Source organism: Aequitasia blattaphilus, from assembly GCF_024721305.1.
In the GTDB taxonomy this organism is placed as follows: domain Bacteria; phylum Bacillota; class Clostridia; order Lachnospirales; family Lachnospiraceae; genus Aequitasia; species Aequitasia blattaphila.
The window spans coordinates 64249-87374 of sequence record NZ_JAMXOD010000002.1; the positions used below are offsets into that span (position 1 = coordinate 64249).

The 23126-nt window shown below is 38.9% G+C and carries 21 protein-coding genes and 2 riboswitches; of the genes, 2 read left to right on the forward strand and 19 right to left on the reverse strand.

The genetic code is table 11. The annotated features are described in order from the left end of the window. Window positions 1-13: 13 nt before the first annotated feature. A complete protein-coding gene (locus NHH15_RS01755; RefSeq protein WP_330639110.1) occupies window positions 14-1369 on the forward strand; it encodes a peptide MFS transporter in 1356 nt (451 codons plus the stop codon). An 83-nt stretch (window positions 1370-1452) separates the two neighbouring features. Here NHH15_RS01755 and NHH15_RS01760 read toward each other — a convergent pair whose 3' ends face one another. Next, on the reverse strand, window positions 1453-1800 hold the full coding sequence (locus NHH15_RS01760; RefSeq protein WP_262064922.1) for a hypothetical protein: 348 nt from the start codon (window positions 1798-1800) through the stop codon (window positions 1453-1455). A 101-nt stretch (window positions 1801-1901) separates the two neighbouring features. Between NHH15_RS01760 and NHH15_RS15570 the strand changes: the two genes are divergently transcribed. Continuing rightward, a complete protein-coding gene (locus NHH15_RS15570) occupies window positions 1902-2132 on the forward strand; it encodes a hypothetical protein (protein WP_316044065.1) in 231 nt (76 codons plus the stop codon). 31 nt (window positions 2133-2163) lie between these two features. Here NHH15_RS15570 and NHH15_RS01770 read toward each other — a convergent pair whose 3' ends face one another. The 18 genes from NHH15_RS01770 to recN form a co-directional block, all read right to left on the reverse strand. Next, the gene (locus NHH15_RS01770) at window positions 2164-4152 is read right to left on the reverse strand and encodes a 2-isopropylmalate synthase (protein ID WP_262065097.1); all 1989 of its coding nucleotides are present in this window, start codon (window positions 4150-4152) and stop codon (window positions 2164-2166) included. Window positions 4153-4272: 120 nt separating this feature from the next. Next, entirely contained in the window at window positions 4273-4734 is a 462-nt protein-coding gene (locus NHH15_RS01775; RefSeq protein WP_262064923.1) for a YbaK/EbsC family protein, read from the reverse strand. A gap of 9 nt (window positions 4735-4743) precedes the next feature. Further along, a complete protein-coding gene (gene scpB / locus NHH15_RS01780) occupies window positions 4744-5313 on the reverse strand; it encodes an SMC-Scp complex subunit ScpB (RefSeq protein WP_262064924.1) in 570 nt (189 codons plus the stop codon). Window positions 5314-5328: 15 nt separating this feature from the next. Then, window positions 5329-6081, reverse strand: a complete 753-nt coding sequence (locus NHH15_RS01785) for a segregation and condensation protein A (protein WP_262064925.1) — start codon at window positions 6079-6081, stop codon at window positions 5329-5331. Between the two features lie 17 nt (window positions 6082-6098). After that, a complete protein-coding gene (locus NHH15_RS01790; protein WP_262064926.1) occupies window positions 6099-6923 on the reverse strand; it encodes a metallophosphoesterase in 825 nt (274 codons plus the stop codon). 48 nt (window positions 6924-6971) lie between these two features. Beyond that, complete coding sequence (locus NHH15_RS01795; RefSeq protein ID WP_262064927.1) at window positions 6972-7658, reverse strand: pentapeptide repeat-containing protein; 687 nt, start codon at window positions 7656-7658, stop codon at window positions 6972-6974. A gap of 12 nt (window positions 7659-7670) precedes the next feature. Continuing rightward, a complete protein-coding gene (locus NHH15_RS01800; RefSeq protein WP_262064928.1) occupies window positions 7671-8210 on the reverse strand; it encodes a prolyl-tRNA synthetase associated domain-containing protein in 540 nt (179 codons plus the stop codon). Between the two features lie 2 nt (window positions 8211-8212). After that, the gene (locus NHH15_RS01805) at window positions 8213-8785 is read right to left on the reverse strand and encodes a Maf family protein (RefSeq protein WP_262064929.1); all 573 of its coding nucleotides are present in this window, start codon (window positions 8783-8785) and stop codon (window positions 8213-8215) included. An 8-nt stretch (window positions 8786-8793) separates the two neighbouring features. Further along, entirely contained in the window at window positions 8794-9498 is a 705-nt protein-coding gene (locus NHH15_RS01810) for an HAD family hydrolase (RefSeq protein ID WP_262064930.1), read from the reverse strand. A 69-nt stretch (window positions 9499-9567) separates the two neighbouring features. After that, entirely contained in the window at window positions 9568-9744 is a 177-nt protein-coding gene (gene rpsU, locus NHH15_RS01815) for a 30S ribosomal protein S21 (protein ID WP_006864570.1), read from the reverse strand. A gap of 100 nt (window positions 9745-9844) precedes the next feature. Further along, entirely contained in the window at window positions 9845-11065 is a 1221-nt protein-coding gene (locus tag NHH15_RS01820; RefSeq protein ID WP_262064931.1) for an MFS transporter, read from the reverse strand. Window positions 11066-11127: 62 nt separating this feature from the next. Further along, window positions 11128-12477 carry an APC family permease gene (locus tag NHH15_RS01825; RefSeq protein WP_262064932.1) on the reverse strand — a complete coding sequence of 450 codons (1350 nt, stop codon included), beginning with the start codon at window positions 12475-12477 and terminating at the stop codon, window positions 11128-11130. A gap of 81 nt (window positions 12478-12558) precedes the next feature. Beyond that, window positions 12559-12619, reverse strand: a riboswitch (glycine riboswitch). Window positions 12620-12622: 3 nt separating this feature from the next. Next, window positions 12623-12727: riboswitch (glycine riboswitch) on the reverse strand. Window positions 12728-12800: 73 nt separating this feature from the next. Further along, complete coding sequence (alaS, locus tag NHH15_RS01830; RefSeq protein ID WP_262064933.1) at window positions 12801-15440, reverse strand: alanine--tRNA ligase; 2640 nt, start codon at window positions 15438-15440, stop codon at window positions 12801-12803. A 61-nt stretch (window positions 15441-15501) separates the two neighbouring features. Continuing rightward, window positions 15502-17013: a 4Fe-4S dicluster domain-containing protein gene (locus NHH15_RS01835; RefSeq protein WP_262064934.1), complete on the reverse strand. Its 1512-nt coding sequence runs from the start codon at window positions 17011-17013 to the stop codon at window positions 15502-15504. Between the two features lie 6 nt (window positions 17014-17019). Continuing rightward, window positions 17020-19407 (reverse strand): homocysteine S-methyltransferase family protein, encoded by a 2388-nt coding sequence (locus tag NHH15_RS01840; protein ID WP_262064935.1) that lies wholly within the window; start codon window positions 19405-19407, stop codon window positions 17020-17022. Beyond that, window positions 19367-20017, reverse strand: coding sequence for a Vitamin B12 dependent methionine synthase activation subunit (locus NHH15_RS01845; RefSeq protein ID WP_262064936.1), 651 nt, complete (start codon window positions 20015-20017; stop codon window positions 19367-19369). Before NHH15_RS01845 ends, NHH15_RS01840 begins: the two co-directional genes overlap by 41 nt. Further along, window positions 20004-21440 (reverse strand): glycogen synthase GlgA, encoded by a 1437-nt coding sequence (gene glgA / locus NHH15_RS01850; protein ID WP_262064937.1) that lies wholly within the window; start codon window positions 21438-21440, stop codon window positions 20004-20006. Before glgA ends, NHH15_RS01845 begins: the two co-directional genes overlap by 14 nt. Further along, window positions 21437-23125 (reverse strand): DNA repair protein RecN, encoded by a 1689-nt coding sequence (gene recN, locus NHH15_RS01855; RefSeq protein WP_262064938.1) that lies wholly within the window; start codon window positions 23123-23125, stop codon window positions 21437-21439. Before recN ends, glgA begins: the two co-directional genes overlap by 4 nt. Window position 23126 lies beyond the last annotated feature (1 nt).

The following is a 23126-nucleotide window of genomic DNA, read 5'->3' on the forward strand; positions in this document are numbered from 1 at the left end:
AGGAACAATTATTATGGAAACAACAGTTAAAAAGCGTAAACCCTTTGGTTTTTACGTATGCTCACTAGGTTTCACATTCGAACGTTGTGCATTTTACACTGTAAAGTACATGCTGGCAATTTGGATTGCCGTTACTGTAGGTAAGGGAGGCCTTGGCTATGACGACGTAAAAGCAACATCTATGTCTGCAATTTTCGTAGCTATGACCTATATCACACCTATCGTTGGAGGATATTTAGCTGACTACTGGCTGAACCCTCGCTTAAGCATCACCATCGGTATGATTTTAATGGGACTTGGTTACCTTTGTACCTGGAAAGCAAACTCATTAGGTCTTGTATGGGCAATGATTATTCTTGTGTCTGTTGGTACAGGTCTATTCAAAGGAAACTTATCTGGAGTAAATGGACTTCAGTTCAGTAATGAGGATGAGTTAAATGAAGCGTTCTCAATTCAATACTCATTCGTTAACATAGGCTCATTCATCGGTACTACCTTTTTAGTACTTTTGATTCCTATGATTGGTTACAACGGTGTTTTCTTGATTTGTGCAATTTTAATGTTTATTGATACCGCTTGGTTTACACTGGGAAGCCGCTCTTTAGGCGAACTTGGAAAAAAACCTTTCAAAGTTGATCAACGTCAGTTTAAAGACAATGCTTCAAAAGAGAAAGCTGAAAGCCAGCCTCTTACAAGCACAGATAAGAAGAGAATCCTTGCAATTGTTTTAGTTACTTTGTTCTCCGTTGTGTTCTGGTGCGTTTGGTACCTGGCTTACTACCCTGCATACTTCTACTTTGGATGGGGTGATGGTGCAGACTTCCTGAATCGTGCAAACTGGATGATTGGCAGCTTCCATGTACCAACTTCTTACTTTGATTCAATGAATGCATTGACCTGTATCGTACTTGGTCCAGTTCTTGGTAAACTTTGGACTAAAATGGCAAAAAGACCACAAGGTGACATGAGTATGTTTAAGAAAACTGCTCTTGGTATTGGCCTTGTAGGTGTTTCCTACTTAGTAATGGTATTTGCTGCGAAACTTGCTGGTACCGGACAAACAAGTATCATTTGGATCGTTTTTGTAAGTTTATTGATGTCAATTGGTGAAATGATTTTCTCACCACTTGGAAACTCATTTATCTCAAAACTTGCACCATCTAAGTTAATGGGATTGTTACTTGGATTATGGCCAATCGCTGTATTCTTCTCTCAGATGTTATACCCAAGAATTTATGCATTACTCAAGACAGACGTACCTGCTAAATTCATGAAGGGGTATGGTATCTTAGGTATTATTGTAATCGTCCTTGGTGTAATTCTATGGGTTGCAAGTAAATCACTTGACCGCTTAGAACAAGGCGAATAGTCTTAGTATACTTTATTAAAAATGCTGAGGTAGATGGTTCTATGAATCATTTACCTCAGCATTTTCATTTTTACCGCCTTATTCTATTGCTCTTCCAGTCTTCTCAATCCCTCACCTACACATCCAAGGATATCCGCCTCATATACCCCATCTTTAATATCTCCCGCTTCCTTCCTTGCCAGATATACCTGTACCATCCATTCCCCTTCATCCTCTTTCATCACAAGCAACACCTCTGAATCCTTCGGCTGTTCCGGATTATAGAGCACCAAGGCAGGTTCTTTACATACAAAGTCTCTTTTTGATGCATAAGGCATTTTATAATACGCAAAACATTCTTTCATTCTCCTGTCTAACTCCTCCAACGTAAGCTTTTCACGCAAAATCCCCTCCCCCTCCAGCGTTTGTACTATCTCACTATAGTTTGACATTTAATCCTCTCCTTTTTATCTTATTTTATACTACTTAATCCTACTTAACAAGATTTTATGAGATTCAATGGTATATTGAAAACAAAAAGGAGCTTTTACCGATGAAACCGCTTAAAAGAAAGAAGAGCATTACCCTTGATGAAGACATTATCACAAAAATCGAAGAACTGGCCGAAGAGGATAATCGCAGCTTTAGTCAATATATCAATATGGTATTAGCTGATTGGATTAGAAACACTGAACAGGTTCCGGATTACACTACGGTAAAACCGTTAAATAATCAATCGAGAATCCTCCACGAGGAAAAAATCTCTCCTGATCACAAAAAATAATTCGTCAAAAAAGGGAGCCTAAGCTCCCTTTTTAGTATTGGTTACGATATTGTAATGGCGTCATATCATATTCTCTTTTAAAAAGACGATTAAAGTGCTCTACGTTTTGATATCCTACCGTTAGAGATATATTTTCTACCGTCATACTACTACTCTTTAATAAAGCCTTTGCTTTTTTCATTCGTATCTTTTTTACCAAATCCCCAAATGTCATTCCAGCTTTTTCTTTAATGTATTTAGAAAGATAAGGTTTCGATAAAAAGAATTGCTCGGATAAATCCTCCAGTGTTACATCAATATAATTTGATTGAATATAGTTTTGTATTTCAATCATTCTTTTATCCTTTTGGCCATCTTTCTGACTGATTGCGTCAATCTTATTGACTGCAACAATCAGTGCCTCTACCGATGCAGTAATAATATCCGCATCAATTCCTACGCCCCACAAATCTTTTCCATTGCATTGGATTCCAACGTAGGCTACCGCTTTCGACGAAGACCCTTTAGTTAGTGAATGTTCTTCATAATACGTTAATTCATAGCTAATACCAAAATACTGTTTAATGGCATTGCTCACTGCATCTAAACGACCATTTCCAATTGCTGTAATTGTACTGGTTTCACCTTTGTGTTGAATCGTTACATCTGCATAGATTCCTTCTGCTTTTCTAAAATGGTACTCATCAATATGGAAAATCGGTTTCGTATTGATATAATTATCCGAGAAAATCTGATAAACCCACTCTGGCGTTAATTCCTTATGTGCTTTATCGGATACATCTTTCGTCAGATAGCCTACTTCTTCCCGCATTTTCTCTGGAATACTCATTCCATAAGACTGCTTCAAAATATAACTTACGCCGCCTTTACCAGACTGGCTATTAATTCGTATTACATCAGAATCGTATTTTCGTCCCACGTCTTCCGGATCAATTGGCAGATAAGGAACCGTCCATTTCTCTTCATTCCGCTCTTCTCTATATGCAATACCTTTTGCAATTGCATCCTGATGAGACCCACTAAAGGCAGTAAAAACAAGGTCCCCTGAATACGGCTGGCGCTCATAAACAGTCATTCTTGTTAAGCGCTCATACGCTTCCCGGATTCTTGCCATATCCGAGAAATCCAAACCAGGATTCACCCCTTGAGAATACATATTCAGTGCTACTGTAATAATATCTACATTTCCTGTTCTCTCACCGTTTCCGAAAAGAGTTCCCTCGACACGATCAGCACCGGCTAGTACTCCAAGTTCTGCCGTTGCAACCCCTGTTCCTCTGTCATTATGAGGATGCAAGGATAGCACGACATTTTCTCTATATTTCAGATTTTTGTGTACATACTCCAGTTGACACGCAAAAGCATGAGGCATTGCATTTTCAACTGTTGTTGGGATGTTAATAATTGCTTTATTCTCTTGGGTTGGCTTCCAAACATCTAAAACGGCATTACACACCTCTACCGCATATTCAACCTCTGTTCCCGAAAAGCTTTCAGGGCTATACTCAAAGGTAAAATTCCCTTCCGTTTCATTTGCCAAATCTCTTAATAGCTTTGCACCTTTAATCGCAATATTTTTGATTTGTTTCTTATCCTTCTTAAATACTTGCTCTCTTTGGGCTACCGATGTAGAGTTGTAAAGATGTATAACCGCATGTGGCGCTCCCTTTACTGCTTCAAAAGTCTTTCGAATAATATGTTCTCTTGCCTGGGTCAGCACTTGTACCGTAACGTCCTTTGGAATCATATTTTTTTCGATTAATGTACGCATAAATTGATATTCTGTCTCAGAAGCAGCCGGAAACCCAACTTCTATTTCTTTAAAGCCTAAATCTACCAAGAGTTGAAAAAACTCCAACTTCTCTTCTAAACTCATAGGCTCTATCAGCGCCTGATTTCCATCTCTTAAATCAACACTGCACCATATTGGTGGCTTTTCTATGTGATCCTTCTTTACCCAATCATAGCTGACAGCAGAAGGCATAAAATACATTTTTTGATATTTTGTGTGGTTTTTCATCATATCTTCTCATCTCCCAAATTAAAATTGTTCAATCAAATTGACATTTATTATCCTAACATAAGGGTAAAAAAAAAGAAAGTGATAAATTTAATCACTTTCATTGATTTATTTTAATCTCTATTTCCCAGTATCTACCCATCCGGAGGCATTACTATATTTTTCTAACTCTTCTAATGATAGTTCAATCATACTATTTCCACTTCCGGCAGCCGGAAAAACAGTTTCATAGCGTTTCAAGGATATATCCAGGTAGACGTCCACCCCCTCTTTAATCCCAAAAGGACACACGCCTCCTACTCTATGACCTATTTTCTCTTCTACCACTTCTGCCTTCAACATTCTTGGTTTAATACCAAACACTTCCTTGAATTTCTTATTATCCACCTTCATGTCTCCTGCAAATAAGACCAAAATCACATCTTCTCCAAGATCAAAGGACAAAGTTTTTGCGATTCTTCCTGGCTCGCATCCCACAGCAAGAGCTGCTTTTTCAACAGTCTCACAGGATTCCTCCTTTTCAATAATCTGATTTTCCATACTGAATTTTTTAAAATATTCTCTTACTTTATCAATCGACATCTCAATCACCTACAATTCCAGTTTTAATTGCACCTCTTCTTCGGCTTGATTTTTTAAAGTTTCCACTTCATCCTGCTTAATAATAGGTAGATCATCCAGGGAATGGATTCCAAATTTCCGAAGAAATTCTTCCGTCGTACCAAATAGAAGCGGTCTTCCCGGTGCATCCAAACGTCCTTTTTCTGCTACCAACCCATATTCCACCAGCCTATTTACTGCATGGTCCGATTTAACACCTCTTATTTTTTCGATTTCCAGCTTTGTAACTGGCTGCTTATAGGCAATGATAGATAGCGTCTCTAAAACAACCTCTGTCAATTCATATTTTTTAGGCTTACTCACAAGCTTTATCAGATATTCATTCATTTCTTTCTTTGTACACATCTGATAAGAGTCCTCTAATTCTATAATCCGAAGTCCTCTGCCTTCTTCCTCGTATTTATCCATCATATTATGTAAAATTTTCCGTGTTGTATCATTATCGTGTCCAATACTGTATGCGATACGATCCAATTCCACTGAATCTCCTACGGAAAAAAGAATTGATTCGATTGCTGCCTCTAACATATTAATCTCCACCTCACACCCTCTTTTCTATGCTGTTCTCTTCGTTGTAATTAAGATATCCTCAAAAGGCTCTTCTTGAACAATTTCAATTACTCCTTCTTTAATCAGCTCCAAAATTGCTAAAAAAGTAACTACAACCTGGGTCTTAGAACTTTGCTTTTCTAATAGTTCCCGAAATTTAAAAGAACTTTCTCTTTTGGCATAGCTGCGCACATATTGGACTTTTTCCGACATGCTTACTTCTTCTTTCTCGATTTTTCCAAAAGAGCTACGTACAGGGTCAATTTTATCTACCCTTTTCTTCATAACATCTTTAAAGATAGCATTCAATTTACTGAGTGTCAAATCCCCTATCAACTCATCTAAGTCCACCGGTTGAACGTAGTCTTTTACTTCTTTTGGCATATTCTCTTTGCGAAACCAGAGAAGATCTCCTTCTCCTTCACGATCCTTTAGTTCATAGGACATGAGCTTATAAACTTTGTATTCCAAAAGCTTTTGTACCAACTCTTCTCTTGGATCTTCCTCTTCGCCATCTTCATTTACCTCTTTGGGCAAAAGCATCTTACACTTAATATCCAGCAAAGTAGCTGCCATTAAGAGAAATTCACTCATGACATTTAAGTCTTCCTTTTCCATTGCCCCGATATATTCCATATATTGATTGGTAATTTCTACAATCGGGATATCATAGATATCTATTTTATTCTTATCAATTAAATGAAGCAACAAATCCAAAGGTCCTTCAAAAACCTGCAGTTTTACTGGTATACCACTCATGTTCTATTTCACCCTTTTTAATTTTTATGAAGAAGGCTAATGGAAATGATTTCCGCCTTATTAAACAGACGTATTTTAAAAGTATGATTTCCAAGTCCCTTACTAACAATAATTCTTTTATCTTTTTCCTTGTAAATGCCACCAGAATATTTTTTATAAGAACCAATTCCTGGAATAATCAATCCCCGGAATCCCGGAATACGAATCAGCCCTCCATGAAAATGTCCTGACAAAATCAAGTCCGCCCCCCAATTTAAATATTCCTTCATGTAGGCCGGATTATGAGCAAGAAGGATATGATATCCATCTTCTTTCTTTCCAATTCGCTTTCTAATCTCCTGTGAAGATAGTTTTGGTGTTTTAAAATGCTGATAGTTTACCAGTGGGATCGTAAGACCTGTTATATAAACCGGCGTATCCCCCAACATTATATCTACCGTTTCATTGTTTAGGAAAACCACACCACATTGTTCCAAACCTTTCTGATAACCTTCATAATCAATTTTAAAAACTTTCGGTTTTTCCTTTAAGCGTTGTTCATGATTGCCATATCCATGATACGTAGGTGCAATATCTGGAAGCTGGGACACAAAAGAGAAAGCCGGCTCAACAGAATATCCAACTTGACCTACTAACATGTCTCCACCCACCAAAATCAAATCTGGTTTTTCATCTCTGATTTTTTTCAACAATGTCTGATTATCTCTGTCATACTTTTGATTATGTAAGTCACTTAAAAAAATAATTTTTTTATTCTTGTTCAGACCTTTCAATTTCTGTGAATAGATTCGATAGTTTGTGGTTTGAAACGTTCGCAGCTCATGGCGCATTTCAAAAAACAAACTCAAAATTCCTATGATACATATTATACAAATAATCATTTAACTCCTTTAGTAAGCAATCGCCTCTTCTCTTGTCATCCAAAAATGAATTCCTCTTGTCGAGTCCATAAAACGATCGTCGTTAAAATCCTTCACTTCAATCCATTCACCCACACGATAAACAAAGGATTCATCCACCAAAGACCAAGCTTCTGTAAAAGACTTTGAAGAATCAGCGCTTTTAATTGTCAGCACCTTCGCTTTATTACAGCGGCAAGAAGGCAAGGTCGCAGAAGATCTCTTTGCATCTGCTGGAATCAAAAGTTGGACAATACGATCGTTTACACATTTTTTATACCCCAGAAAGGCTCCCTCTTTGGGACAATACATATCAAACCACTTTGTAGTCTGATCATGTTTCACATTATCCAATATGGCTCCTTCTAATACTGCCGAGAACAAATCTGCTCCTCTTAAATTTGCCCCTGTTAAATCATTGCTCCGAAGGGCAGTTCCATGCATACTTGCTCCAGAAAAATCTACGTCGACTAGATTCGCGTCTAAAAACAACGCATTATCTAAACAGGAACTACAAAACTTTGCATGAGAAAGATTGACATTACGAAAAACAGATACTCTAAGGTTCTTACCGGAGAAATCCGTTCCTGTCAAATCCATATCTTCAATTCCCAGTCCTTCCAAACTCTGGTCTTTCTGCAGCAAGGCCAGCAATTCCTCCCGACTAATATTTCTCATGCAATCACCTTTTTATAAATCCACTACTCTTGCGCGATGATGAGTGTGAGGTAAAAACTTCTTTAGTAAATCTACTGTTTTAAACTTAAGATGACTTGTATTGATTCCTGGATTACAGCCAAACCATTCCTCATCTGCTACTTCCTTATCAATAATCACCTGCACATAGTCATCTAAGTCACATAAAACACCTGCAACAGAAGCAGACCCTGGTGTCGTTCCAAGATGTTCTTTCATCTTTTCTTCTGGCGCAAAAGACATATGAGAAACACCTAACTTTTTACTAAAAGCTGCTGTATCGAATGGTTTGTTTGCCGGCATCACCAAAAGAAAAAATGAAGTTTTCTTTTGATTGCATAAGAAAACACTCTTTCGAATCTCCGTTCCAATTACAGCATCAATCTGCGAACACTCTTCCATAGTATGAGCAGGATCATTATCCACATGCTCATATGGAATTCCAAGCTTCTCTAATGTTTCATACATTTTAAGTTCTAATGATGTTCTCCCCTCTTTTTGAGGCGCCTTGTTTTGAATCTCACTAATATACATTTTTAAATCCATCCTTTTTTAAACATTTCATTATAAAATCTTCCTACTGGAAAACCAACCACATTATTGTACTCACCATTTATAGATTTTACATGCTTTCCAAAAGACCCTTGTATTCCATAGCCCCCTGCTTTATCAAAAGAATCTTTTGTTTTAATATAATCTCTGATTTCAAAGCGGTCAATGGGATAAAGGGTTACATCCGTTTTCTCAAAAAAACTGATTTCATCCCTTTTTCCGTCTTTTTGATATTGAACGCATACACCTGTATAAACTTGATGGGTACGGTCCGAAAGCATAGAAATCATACCAAAAGCCTCCTCATCATCAGCCGGCTTACCAAGAACCTCTCCTTTATAAGACACTAAGGTATCTGCCCCTATCACACAAAAGTCACCGCTTAGTTCCTCCGCAACTTCATTTGCCTTTTGATTGGCTAATGATTGTACAATTTCCTCTAATTTTACCCGCTCAATTTTTTCTTCTTTTTGGGCAGGAATAACCTCAAATTCAATTCCTAAAAGGGATAATAATTCCTTCCTTCTGGGAGATGCCGAAGCCAATACATATCTCATAACCTCTCCTATAAACTCTCCACAAAAGCAAGTAAATCCTCAGCATTTCCATTTCGATACTGAGAAATGTCTTGATCTTCTGGATTCTCAAGAAAATCCGTTAACAAAAAGACTTCCATTCCAAGCTCTTTTGCCACCATATCTTCCCGCACATTATTTCCAATCATAACACAGTCTTCCACCTCTGCATGATTCCGCTCCAATATCTCCTGATAGTATTTTTTGCTCGGTTTACAATAAGAAGAATTTTCGTAACTGGTTACATAATCAAAATCATTCACGGATAATCCCACCCATGATAATCTTGTGTTGACTGCAACTCGTGGAAATACAGGAGCTGTAGCTAAAATAATCTTATGACCTTTTTCCTTCAGCCTTGCAATCATTTTTTTGGAATTATAACTCTCCTTCATAATTTCCTTCAATTCATCAAATTCTCTTTCATAAAAATCATCAAAGGCTGGTTCAAAGTCTTCCGTTTTTTCACCCGTTAGTTCTTCAAATATTTCATAAAAACAATCCCGATTCATTTTCGTACCATCGTTTTTAACCATCCCTTTTGTTCCGGACCAGATGACCTTTGTCAAATGCTCTGGATCCATTTGCTTTTCCTTCGCAATTCTTGAAGTGATTTTCTGGAAATATTTTTGTATAAACTCTTCTTGATCAATCGGAAGAATCGTTCCATCTAAATCAAACAGTACTGTCTTCATCTTTTCCCCTCCTATCATGAAAAATAAGTAGGGTGCATGAATACACACCCTACTTATATTTTGCACATATTAATTAAATTTACGTTTTCTAGCCGCTTCTGACTTCTTCTTACGTCTAACGCTTGGCTTTTCGTAATGTTCTCTTTTACGAATCTCCTGCTGAATGCCAGCCTTCGCGCAGTTTCTTTTAAATCTGCGTAAAGCACTGTCTAACGTTTCGTTTTCTTTCACTATTACATTTGACATAGTCTCACACCTAACCTCCCTCCAGTCTGGTATTGTGCATCATACGACTGTTTGGGTATTTTCTTGCACTACTAGAATTATATCACATTCTACGGTAACGTCAATCCTTTTTTGGTAAATCAATGCTTTTTCTCACAGATGGCATCAATACCATCACCATTGCTAAACTAATTGCTAAAATGCCGCAAAGACGAAATAGGTTATTTACTCCCACTGTTTCTGCCAATCGTCCTCCAAAAATCAAACCAATAGGACCAGCCAGCATTCCTGCACTGTATACCAAGGATAACACCCTTCCCAGGAATTCATCCGGAATTCTGCTTTGAAAAATTGCCGTTCGCAATCCATAAAAAAACGGAATGGTAAGTCCCATCATTCCAGAAAACACCATAAACAGATAGAGCCCATTGGGACTGAGCATACCACTTAAAAAGGCACCCACTCCATAAACTCCTATTGAAGCTGCAATTGCTAATATCTTATGAACACGGTTTCCCCATATTCCCAGCAAAAGAGAGCCTAAAAGCGTTCCGCCTGAAAAGATAATTTCTACAATTCCAGACTCTGTAACAGAACCATTAAAATACGTCATTGTAATTAACGGATATAGGGAACCGATGGGAAAGTATATAAGAGCATATAAAGAGCCAATAATTAATACTGTCATCATGCCTTTTTCTTTCCGTAAAACCTGTATCCCTTCTTTTGTATCCTTTAATATATTCACGCCTCCTTGATCTTCCTTTTCAATGTTCCTTGGAATCTTCAGGAAAAAGACGATTGTAATTGCTGCAAGTGCTCCAACTACATCCAGTAATACAATTGAGCTTAAACTCCATATTCCATAAAGTACAGAGCCAATTGCAGGACTCAAAATCAGCGAAACCGATTCAAAACCCTGTAAAATACCGGCACATCTAGCCAACTCCGTCTTTGGAACAATGGATGGAACAATTGCATTTAAGGATGGCGTATGAAAAGCCGCACCTGCACTTCGAATCCCAAGAATCAAAAATATAAACCATATAGGCAAAACGCCAAATTTCGCAACAATCGAAAGGGCAATTGCTGCCAAAGCGATTCCAAAGTCCGAAAGAATCAGCACAGCCTTTCTGTTAAATTTATCAATAAAGGTTCCCGTAAACATACCGAGAACTGCCCTTGGTAAAAAACCGGCTAAGGTTGAAAAGGTTACAATCGTTGCAGACCCTGTTTGTTTGGTTAAATACCAAACAATTGATATCTGCAGAATCGAACTTGTGAGCATTGAAACACCTTGTCCAATCCCCAATAAAACAAATCTTTTTTTCCAGCTACTCATGTTCATTACTTCCTTTTAAGTCATTTCTTAATACAGTATAGCCGAAAAATTCAAAAAAGTCATTAAGATACTGCCTCTATTTTTAGTTCCTTCCGTTTCTTATGCAGACTAGCATAAACCGGTATCCCTATCACAATTACTCCAATACTTCCCAAGGATAACAACGTGGATTGCAAACCACTTAAAAAGAGCTGATTGATAATGACAAATATCCCACTCACAATTGCTACAATTGGCACCAAAGGATACAATGGCACCTTATAGGTACGCACTCCATGAGGATCATCCTTCCTTAGTTTCATAACACCGATAAATGTAAGCGTGTAAAAGGTCCAGCTTGCTATAATTGCTAAATCTGTCAACAGATTAAATTGACCAGACACTGCATAAAGTGCACCAATTCCACCGACCAGAAGGATTGAATTCGTAGGCACCTGTGCTTTATTTAACTTTGCCAAAGACGCTGCAAATGGAAAATTCCCTTCACTTGCCAGTGAATATGCCACTCTCGATCCAGACAATACAAAGCCATTACAGGAGCCAAATACTGAAACCATAATACCGACTGAAATGATTTTCCCTCCTATGTCACCAAATATTTTAATTGCCACTGCAGAAGCCGGTGCAGATAAGGTCGCTAATTCATTTGATGGCAAAACAAAAAGGTAGGCGATATTGATTACAAAATAAACAGCCATGATTACCGATACCCCACCTACAATTGCAATGGGTAAATCCCGCCCTGGTTTTTTCATTTCTCCGGCAATTGCTCCTACATTCGTCCATCCCTCAAAAGCGAACAAAATCGCAACCATAAGCTGGCCTAATACAATGGTTGGATTTAACCCGTCTCCAATCATAGGAGTAAAAATCCCATGATTTCCACCGCCTCTTACAAATCCGAACACCATTAACAAAATCAGTGGTATCAACTTACAAACTGTAAAAATAACTTGTACACTTCCTCCAACTTTTGAGCCAAGGTTATTCAACAACATTATTGTAATAATTACCAAAATAGCAACCGGTACAATATATCCTTCTCCTATAAAGAGTGCCGCCTGCTGCGCAAAAGCAACTGCCAATGCTGCAATCATCGCAGGATAAAATAAAAGTGTCTGCACCCAGCCAGCCAGAAATCCAACTTTAGGACTGTAAATCTTCTCTAGATATGCAACAATTCCTCCTGTCTTCGGAATCATGATTGCAACTTCTGCAAAGGTCAATGCTGCCGCAATACTTGCTAATCCTGTAATAATCCAAGCAATCATCCCAAGTCCTGGTGCTCCTCCTGTGGCGGTATAAATCGCCTGAGGTTTAAAGAATACACCAGAACCTATTACACTGCCTACCACTGTTGCTGTGGCTGTTGCTACTCCCAGATTCTTTTTTAACTCTTTTTTCTTTTCCATCATTGTCCTCCTCTTCTTTATCAAGCAGCTTTTTCCATACAAAAAACAGAGGATACGGCACAAAAATAATTGTGCCATATCCTCTGTCATGCTACCTGAAAGCGTTACTTCTTCGGTGACCTATTAAAAGGTCTTTCCAGAGTTCCATCCTCAGTTGGTAGGGGTACCTGAGAGTTTCTAAATCCATCTGGCGGACGAATCAATTGCTCCTTCGGTTTTCATCAAAAATGAAATTTTCCAACTGTATCACCTGTCTCTATTCTTAAGTTCAGTATACAAAGAGAAGAAAACATTGTCAATCATAGTTATTTTAATAACAACTCCTAAGCTGTCTGACTACTCAAAACCTCTTTTGCTTTTTCTAATGCCCCATCTATTCCTTCTGGATTTTTACCTCCGGCTTGTGCCATATTAGGACGTCCACCACCGCCGCCGCCTACAAGACCGGCTATTTCCTTGATGAGATTTCCGGCATGGGCTCCTTTTTTCATTGCTTCCTCTGTTGCCATTGCCAGAAGATTGACTCTTCCATCTGCTTTTGAAGCGATTACAATTACACCTTCACCAATCTTATTCTTCAACTGATCTCCCAAATCACGAAGTCCATTCATATCCACTTGTTCCACTTGTGTGGTGATTATCTTCACTCCATTAATGTCTTCTATCTGATTTGACACATCTCCCATTGCTTCCTTCGCCATTTGGCTCTTTAAGCTTTCAATTTCACTGTGCAGTCCTTTATTCTCCTTCATAAGAGCAGATACCTTATCACCCAATTTATCCGGAGTTGTCTTCGCACTTGCTGCAATCCCATTTAGTCTCGCTTCTAGTGCATCAAAATAATCAAAAAGTCCTGCTGATGTCAATGCTTCAATTCGACGTACACCTGCCGCCACTGAGGTTTCACTAATAATCTTAAAAGCCATTAGAGAACCTGTATTTTTTACGTGAGTACCTCCACATAGTTCAATCGAGAAATCCCCCATTGTCACAACCCGTACGACATCTCCATACTTTTCTCCAAAAAGTGCAGCAGCACCTGTTTTTCTCGCTTCCTCAATGGGCATATTGCGCACTGTCACTGGCAGGTCTGCCATAATCTCTTTGTTCACAATTTTCTCAACCTTTTTAATTTCTTCGGCCGTAAGAGCTGAAAAATGAGTGAAGTCAAAACGAAGTCTTTCACTGTCCACAAAGGAACCTGCTTGTTCCACATGGTTTCCTAAAACCATTTTAAGTGCTTTGTGAAGCAGATGAGTCGCACTGTGATTTCTCGCCGTACAGTTTCGTCTTTCTCTGTCAATTGTCAGAAGAACCTGATCCCCGGTTTTAAACATTCCCTGCTTTACGTATCCAATATGTCCGATTTTACCACCTAATAGTTTTACCACATCTTCCACTACGAAAATAGAGTCTCCCACTGCAATGATTCCCCGGTCAGCTTCTTGTCCACCGCTGGTTGCATAAAATGGTGTCTGATCCACGAAAATCGTTCCTCTATCTCCTTCGGCAACTCCTTCCACTATCTCTGTTGCTGTTGTTAACACAGTGATTTTCGATTCAAATTCCTCATGATCATATCCAACAAATTCACTCGTAACTGCGGGATCAATCTCCTCATATACAGTAGCATCAGCTCCCATATAATTCGTTGTTTTCCAACTGCCCCTTGCTAATTCTTTCTGCTTTTCCATGGCCACTTTAAAGCCTGCTTCATCTACGCCTAGATTTTTCTCTTCCAGAATCTCTATGGTTAGATCAATTGGAAACCCATAAGTATCGTAAAGACGAAAAGCATCTTCACCAGACAAAATCTTTTCTTTTCTCTCCTCCATTTGCTTTTCCATCTCAGAAAGAATAACCAGACCTTTATCAATTGTTTTATTAAACTGCTCTTCCTCTTTTGCTACTACCTTAAAAATAAATTCTCTCTTTTCATCCAGCTCAGGATATCCATCCTTTGATCCATCTATGACATCTCTTGCCAGACCCACCAAAAATTCTCCTTCAATTCCAAGGAGCCTTCCATGTCTGCACGCTCTTCGTAAAAGCCTTCTCAGAACATACCCTCTTCCTTCATTGGAAGGCATGATGCCATCTGAAATCATAAAAGAAACTGAGCGAATATGATCTGTAACTACGCGAATCGATACATCCGTGTCATCATCTACACCATATTCTTTCTTTGCAAGCTGACACACAGCTTCTCGCAATGCTTTTATCGTATCTACATCAAACATCGAATCAACTTCCTGGACAACACAAGCCAAACGTTCCAGACCCATTCCCGTATCAATGTTCTTTTGTTCCAGCTCCGTATAGTTGTTGTTTCCATCGTTATTAAACTGGGTAAATACATTGTTCCAGATTTCCATATAGCGGTCACAGTCACAGCCTACTGTACAGTCTTCTTTTCCACAACCAAACTTTTCGCCCCTGTCATAATAGACCTCTGAGCACGGTCCGCATGGTCCTGCACCATGTTCCCAGAAATTGTCTTCTTTTCCAAAGCGAAAAATCCGTTCTGGGGCAATACCAATATCTTTGTTCCAAATTTCCCACGCTTCATCATCTTCTAAATATACAGAAGGATACAAACGGTCTGCATCCAATCCAACAACCTCTGTCAAAAATTCCCAAGTCCACTCCAAGGACTCTTTTTTGAAATAATCTCCAAAGGAAAAATTTCCCAGCATTTCAAAAAAAGTACCGTGTCTCGCTGTTTTCCCTACGTTTTCAATATCTCCTGTACGAATACACTTTTGACAGGTCGCCACTCTTTTACTTGGCGGAATTTCCTGTCCTGTAAAATACGGCTTTAAAGGAGCCATACCGGAGTTAATTAACAACAAGCTTTTGTCATTATGAGGAACCAAAGAAAAGCTTTTCATCTTAAGATGTCCTTTGGTCTCAAAATAATCCAAAAACAGTTGTCTTAATTCATTTACACCACGCTTTTTCATTCACATTTTCTCCCTTATTTTCAATATAACCTTTGTCATTATACCATAATACTATGGATTGCTATGACAATTCAATCTCTTCTAATTCTTTTGCCGGGATATTTACAGAAGAAGCTGCTACAAGTTTCTGAATCTTCTTCTTCGCCTTCGGAATCTGTATATTGGTACCAGCTCCGGCAACACATCCCCCTGGACACCCCATTCCCTCAATTAAGCAGCCATTTAATCTGCCCGCCTTTGCAAGGGCAAGTGTCTTTTTACATTCTGCCAAACCTTCTGCATGCTCGATTTTAACTTCTACGCCTTCATAATAAGTGTTTACACATTCTTCAATTGCTTGCGCCACTCCTCCTGCAACAGCATAGCCTCTTCCAGCTCCCGTTGCGTCATGTAAGGATGCTTCACTGGTTTCTTCCAGCAAATTGATATTCTTCGCGGCAAACATCGCGCTTAACTCTTCAAAGGTAATAACAAAGTCCACATCGCTTCGAACGCTTTTTCTTGAGGCTTCCAGTTTTTTCGCAGCACATGGTCCAATAAAAACTACTCTGGCATCAGGCTGCTCTTTTTTAATAGATCTTGCAGTTGCAACCATCGGTGTTAACTCTTCTGAAACCTCTTCGATTAATGTTGGAAAATATTTCTTTGCCAGCATTGCCCAAGAAGGACAACAAGAGGTAAGCAAAAATGGCAACTCTCCTGTTGCTACTTTTTCTACGTAATGGTGGGCTTCCGCAATTGCTCCAATATCTGCTCCTAAAGCCACTTCATGAACAGCAGTAAAGCCAAGCTTTTTAAGCCCGCCTATTAAATTTCTTGCATTTACATCATCTCCAAATTGGCCTTCAAAAGCCGGCGCAATCTCTGCAACAATATTGTCGTCACTTTTTAGCGCTCTCATAAGCTGAAAAATCTGAGATTTATCAGAAATAGCACCAAAGGGGCAATTCACCATGCACATACCACAGGATACACATTTATCATTATCGATATACGCTCTTTTCAAACTATCATTAACAATTGCATCGACTCCACAAGCTTTTTTACACGGTCTCTCTTTTTTCGCAATAGCATCATAAGGACAAACCGCTTTACACTTCCCACATTTAATACACTTGTCTTGGTCAATAAAGGATTTTCCATTCACCATTGAAACTGCATCTTTGGGACAGACTTCCACACAAGGATGAGCCAAACATCCTTTACATTGATTGCTTACCTCAAATTTATTTTCTTCACAGCTTTCACAAGCCGATGGAATAACTTGCATAAGAGGTGGTTCATAATATTTTTCGGAAATATTACTTTCTTCCACACCCTGGGTCAAATGAACGGGTTTATCCTCCGGGCGAAGAGACATTCCCATAGCCAGTCGCAAACGCTCTCTTACAATGGCTCTGGAGCGGTAAATGCTTTCCCTATACGTAGTATTGTCTTCTGTTATCAATTTATAGGGTATTGCTTCCATGTCTTCTACTAAACTATCTGCTGTACTGGTATCTCCTAATCTTGCAACCTCTTCAAATACAAGTTTTCTGATTTGTTTTACTCTCGTGTCTAATCCTCTTTCCATAATGTCTCAATCCTCCAAGTTTTTAAATAGTTGTTTTGCGTATCGAACTGATTGCATTGCATCTTTCCCGTAGAAATCAGCACACATTTGATCTGCGTACTCTTGATTTAATACTGCTCCTCCTACCATTACCTTGCAATCTGGTTTCGCTTCCTTTAATTGTTTAATTGTTTCCTCCATGCTTACAACCGTTGTGGTCATCAAAGCACTGAGCCCCACTAATTTAACCTCTTGTCTGACTGCTTCCTCAACAATACGGCTTGGCAATACATCTTTCCCCAGATCAATCACATCAAACCCATAGTTTTCCAGTAAAACTTTCACAATATTTTTCCCAATATCATGTATATCACCTTTTACCGTTGCTACAATAACTTTGTCCTTCGCTTCCTTTTCTTCTCCAGTCTTTTTAATCTCATCCTGCAAAAGACCAAAAGCTTGCTTCGCAGCATCTGCACTCATTAGTAGCTGGGGCAGAAAAATAGATCCTTCTTCAAATCCTTTCCCAACCACATCCAACGCTGGCATTAAGTCTTCATTTACAATATCTAAGGGCTTTTTATCCTTTAAAAGCTTCCGTGTCAACTGTGACGCTTCATCCTTCAACCCCTTTTCGATTGCTGCTTTTAGAGAAAATATATCCCTTCCTGCTTTCTCTTTCGGCTCCATTTCCTTCCCAGTATACCCGATATAATCCAGACAATTCTTATCATAGCCAGCAAGTGCACGATAGGAAAAATAAGTATCCATCATCTCTTTCGTTCCCGGATTAATAATTCCGGCATTTAACCCTGCTTCTAACGCACAAGCATAAAAGTTCGAATTGATTTTTCCTCGATTGGGAAGTCCAAAAGAGATATTCGAAACCCCCAGAGCCGTTTTTACTCCAAACCGTTTCTTCACTTCCCGGATTCCCTCTAATACAATGCAGGCTCCCTTTGGTTCTGAACTGATGGTCATGGCAAGAACATCAATAATAATATCTTTTTTGTCAATCCCGTATTTTTTTGCTTCTTCAATTATTCGTCCTGCTATTTCCACCCTGCCTTCTGAAGTGTCTGGAATTCCGTTCTCATCCAAGGTAAGTCCCAGCACAACGCCGCCATACTTTGCAACCAATGGAAATACTTCATCCATAGAAGCTTGTTTTCCATTAACTGAGTTTACCATCCCTTTTCCATTATAGGCCCTTAAGCCGCTTTCCATAGCCTGCAAATCTACCGTATCTATTTGAAGAGGCAGACTCGTTATGCTTTGAATTTCTCTCACCAGATGAATCATTGTTTCCTCTTCATCAATCTCTGGCAATCCCACATTTACATCCAATATATGAGCCCCTGCCTCTTCTTGAGCCAGCGCCTCCTTTAAGATATAATCATAGTCCTTTGCAACCAGGGCTTCTTTTAATTTTTTCTTTCCCGTAGGATTGATTCTTTCTCCAATAATCACCGGATCATCCGTTAAAATGAGGGCTTTTCCGTATGAAGATACAATGGTATAATCTTTGTTCTTAACCGCCTCAAAGGGCACTGTCTTACAAGATTCTACCATTTTTTTAATATGCTTGGGAGTGGTTCCACAGCAGCCACCTACAATTCCAGCTCCCATACGAGATATTTTTTCCATGTAGTCCCCGAATTCCTCCGGTCCAACATCGTAATAGACTTCTCCATCCTTTTGTCTTGGCAATCCTGCATTCGGTTTTACAATCACGGGCTTCGATGAATATTTTAATAACTCTTCCAGGATTGGAATCATATGAGCCGGTCCCATTGCACAGTTAATTCCTAATGCATCTACTCTCAGCCCTTCCAGCATGGCAACAGCTCCTGGAACATCTCCTCCTGTTAACAGCTTTCCATTTTCATCAAAAATCATAGTAACAAAAACCGGTAATTTTGTATTTTCTTTTGCTGCCAACACGGCTGCCTTTGTTTCATACAAATCACTCATAGTTTCGATGTGGATTAAATCGACACCTTCTTCTTCTCCAATTACCATAACCTCCTGAAATGCCCGATAAGCATCCTCGAAGGATAAATCGCCAAGAGGTTTAAGAAGCTTGCCTGTTGGTCCAACATCCAAGCCTATATAGGGACTTTGTGCCGCCTTTGCATTTTTGATTGCAGCCTTTACAATAGCGGAAACCTGATATTCTCCATTCTGGAACTTAAGACCATTTGCACCAAAAGTGTTGGTCAATATAATATCACTTCCCGCTTCCACATATTGTTTATGTATTTGAATGATTTCCTCTGGCTTCTCTATATTCCATATTTCCGGAAACTCTCCACCTTTCAGACCCCGGTCCTGTAACAGAGTTCCCATGCCACCATCTAAAAACAAACGTTTTTTATTTACGAAATGTACAATCTCTTTTTTTACACTCTCCACATTTTCCACCCTTATTCTTTTTTTGAAAAGGTCCAAGACCTACAACTCCCGTCACAGACTTCAAGGGATTAAGCATTCCCTGCTCTGTACTCGTTAGGGCAAGGCGCTTGCCAGCATCTACCCTATCTAATATTTCTTTTTGATGGGAAATACTAAAATCACCATATCCAGGACTAAATCTTTGATGAAGATAGAGTCCTTCCTTTTCATGTTCTATTTTAAGCATATTAAAGTAAACGTCAAGCTCATATTCTAAAAGTGCAGCAGCACCACTTTGTATTCCCACTACTTTTGCCATATCTGAAATGGAAAAACGCTTCATTAACCGATCCACTTCAATCCCCAAAGTCGCTGCAAAAAGATATACCTCACGAGCATTTTCCAGGTTTTTCTGTAAATTATCACTGCAAACAGCTATATCCCCAAGCATCATTTTGCCATCCTCTAACAGATAAAAAGGAAACCTTTTTGCAGATATGCGGAAACGAGAGACTTCCTCCACTCGTTGAACTGATTCTTCTGCCAACTTCTCAATATCCTTTGGCACTCCCTTTCCCCCATATCCCATATAGCGAATTGTTTCCTTTAAAATAACCTTATAATTCCTCATATAGCTCCTGATATTGCAGCGCCGAATTTTTCCAGGAAAAATCCTCTTCCATTCCTCTCTCCACTATCTTATTCCACTGCCTTTTCTTGTCAAAATAAATACTCTGTGCATAGCGAACAATGCTTAGCATTTCATGGGCATTATAATTCATAAAGCCAAATCCTGTTCCCACCTTCTCATATTCATTATAAGCTTCCACTGTGTCAATCAGTCCGCCTGTCTGTCGTACAATGGGAACCGTTCCATAACGAAGACTCATTAATTGACTGAGTCCACAAGGCTCAAATAGGGATGGCATCAGAAAAGCATCAGCAGATGCATAAATCTTATGGGACATTTCCTCCGAATAATAAATATTAGCAGATACTTTGTCCGGATACTTCCATGCAAAATGCCGAAGCATATTTTCATATTTGTCTTCTCCAGTACCCAGTGCTACAATCTGCACCTCGTCCTGGCATAATTCATCCATAATGCAATCAATCAAGTCAAATCCCTTTTGATCTGTCAGTCTTGATACAATACCAATCATCATTACCTTCGCGTCTTCTTTCAGCCCTAACTCCTTTTGAAGAGCCAACTTATTCTTTCCCTTTTCCCGTCTGAAATTTGACACACTGTAATTTTTAAAAATCATCTTATCTGTTTCAGGATTGTATTCGTCATAGTCAATCCCATTTACGATTCCCGTAAGATTATTTGATCTGGCACGAATTAATCCATCCAGTCTCTCGCCATAAAATGGTGTCTGAATTTCTTCGGCATAAGAATGACTTACTGTCGTAATCCAATCGGAATACACAATTCCGCCTTTCAAATAATTCGCATCTTCATAAGCCTCTAATTTATCCGGTGAAAAGTAATATTGAGGAAGACCGGTAATATCTCTTACTCGTTTTGTGTCCCAAATCCCCTGGAACCTTAGATTATGAATCGTCATAATCGTTTTAATACCGCGGAAAAACTCATCACCATAGCGGAAATTGTCTAAAAACACAGGAATCAAACCGGTTTGCCAGTCGTGACAATGTATAATATCCGGTCGAAAACCAATCACCGGAATTGAGCTCAAGACAGCCTTCGAAAAAAAGGCGAATTTTTCTATATCCTCATAAGCGCGGCCATAGGGCATCATTCCTCCAAAATAATACTCATTATCCAGAAAATAATAAGTGATTCCTTCATGCTTATATTCAAAAATGCCTACGTACTGTTGTCTCCAGTTTAAATCCATATAGAAATGGCTCAAGAAACGAAACTGATCCCTCCACTCACGAGGTATGCTGGTATAGTTCGGAAGCACTACACGAATATTATATTCTTTCTTGTCAAATTCTTTTGGCAAAGAACCAACTACATCAGCCAGCCCCCCTGTCTTTATAAAAGGTACGGCCTCGGATGCCGCAAATAGTATATTCATCATACCCTCATCTCCTCCTTGGTTTCTTTTGCAAGATTCATCATCTCTTTTGCATTTTCTTTGACTGTGTCTGTGATTTTTACCCCACCTAAAATACGTCCAATTTCTGCAATCTTTTCATTTTCATCAATTTTTCGGATTCTGGTCGTTGTATCACCTCCAGATGTTTTCTTTTCAATCAAAAAATGTACATCTGACATGGCTGCAATTTGTGGTAAATGTGTAATGGCAATGACTTGATTTTCCTGACTGATAATCGCCATCTTCTCTGAAACTTTCTGTGCCGTTCGTCCACTAATTCCCACATCTATTTCGTCAAATATCAGCGTTTCTACCTTCTCTTTTTTAGCCATCACCGTTTTAATCGCAAGCATAATCCTTGATAATTCTCCACCAGAAGCTACATTCACAAGAGGCTTTAGTGAATTTCCCTCATTCAATGCAATCATAAATTCCACATCATCCATACCCTCTTCTGTAATAGACTCTTTTTCCTTGATATCAATGAAAAATTTAGTTGCCTCAAAGTTTAAATCTTTAATCTCTTCCGCTATTTTCTCTCCTAATCCCTTGCCACTCTCTTTTCGAAGTTTCGATAGCTTACTTGCTTTATCCCTTAAATGTGCATATGCTTTTTCAATTTTTTGATCCAACTCTATGAGATAGGCTTCGTAATTTTCAAGCTTTTCAATCTCTTCTTCCTTCTCTTTTAAGTATCTATGAATTGCCTCGACACTCTCCCCATACTTGCCTTTCAACCGGTTCACAAGATTAAGCCGCGCCTCTATCTCTTGTACTTGAGCGTCTTCAAAATCAAGGGAAGCCTCATATTCTGAAATATCCCGGTTAAAATCACTCAGCAATGAATCAATCTCCAAAAGCTGCTTATGATACTCTTCCAGTTTATCATCATAACGCAAACCCTCTGCCAGAGCCTTAATTCCTCTTGCTATTGCTCCATCTGCACCACCTTCATATCCACCGGTAAAAGAGTATGCCCTTTGTACACTCTCTTTAATCGTCCTTCCATGATTCATCCTAGTGTAGATTTCCTCTAGCTCTTTATCTTCATTTTCTTTTAGCCTTGCCTCTGTAATTTCATTGGTCTCAAAGCGCAGAAAATCCAATTCCTTTGCAATATTTCTGGTTTTGCTTTCTTCTTCCTTCTTCTCTTTTTCCAGACTCATATAGCTTTTATAAGCTTCTCTTACTTCTTCCTTTACTGCTAACAGTTTCTCACCTGCATATAAATCTACAAGCTGCTGATGATTTTTTTTCTGCAGCAGAGACTGATGTTCATGCTGTCCGAATACATCAATCAAAAGAGAAGAAACTTCTTTCAACAAAGACATAGAGACTGTTTCCCCATTGATTTTGCTGATGCTTCTTCCATCCATAAGTCTTCTGCTTAAAACCAATGTGTTTTCTTCCGAAAACACATCTAATTTTTCCAGCTGTTTCTTTAATTCTTCATTTTCCAGAAAAAAGGTGAGCTCTACCAGTCCAAAAGGTGTACCTTCCCTTAAAATATCCTTCGTATACCTTCCACCAAGAGCCAAACTTACAGACTCTAAAATAATAGACTTTCCAGCTCCCGTTTCACCGGTTAAAATATTAAGCCCTTTTCCGAATTCTACCTCGATTTCTTCGATTAAAGCCAGATTTTTCACATACATACTATGCAGCATG